General features: G+C 40.4%; 1 protein-coding gene. It reads right to left on the bottom strand.

Features of this window, described 5'->3' with window-relative positions; all coding sequences use genetic code 11:
* The coding region (locus WS44_RS09615) for a BadF/BadG/BcrA/BcrD ATPase family protein (protein ID WP_046434130.1) at positions 1 to 702 on the bottom strand (702 nt) is incomplete at its 3' end.
* Positions 703 to 882 lie beyond the last annotated feature (180 nt).

Genomic DNA, 882 nt, shown 5'->3' on the forward strand with positions numbered 1-882 from the left:
AATGTCACGAGCTAACAAGTGAGCTTGTTCCTTAATGATCTTGGTTGCATCTTCGTCGCCCTTGTCAGCAAGCTTAGCAACGTGAACTGCCATACCAGCAACTTCTGGGTTAGACATCTTGTAGAACTTAGCGTTACATTCATCCATGTGTTCAACGTTGAATAACTTGGTGAACATATCGATAAGTGAGTTGTGTTCACGTTTGTCCCAGCTAAGAAGAGCAGATTGCATAGCTGAACGAGCAATAGCGTAACCTGAACCTTCGTCACCTAAGATGTTGCCGTAACCACCTACAGCGATCAAATGACCATCTTGTAAGCCGTTGTAAACAGAACCAGTACCAGCGATAACTAAAGCACCGTCATCACCTTCAAGGCCTGCGTAAAGAGCTAAAAGTGAGTCAGTAATAGCACGAGTTGGCAAGTTGTTGATTCTTGATGAAATAGTTGCAGCAACTTCTGGAGCGTTACCAACAACAGAAAGACCAGCGATACCAACTAAAACGCGCATGCAGTCACCATCAACCTTGTCGATTAATTCGTTGATAGTATCTGAAATATTCTTAATTCCGCCTTCGTAGTCAGCGTTAATTTGACCTGGACCGCCTTCGGCACGACCAAGTTCTTTTCCATTTTCATCATATGCGATTGCAGTTGAGTGAGTACCACCTGCATCAACACCAATTTGGTATGTAAGAGCCATGTTCTAAATCTTCCTTCTATATTAATTTATCCGTATGATAACGTATACATTTTATTACATTTTCATATGACAGGTCTAGTATAATTTTATTGTTAGCGCTAACACTCATTATTTTCTAATGCTTAAATAAAGAAATAATGTAAGCAAACTAATAGCTATGCCAATCAAGAATACCCAAGG

Source organism: Lactobacillus sp. N54.MGS-719 (assembly GCF_000980505.1).
GTDB lineage: Bacteria > Bacillota > Bacilli > Lactobacillales > Lactobacillaceae > Lactobacillus > Lactobacillus amylovorus.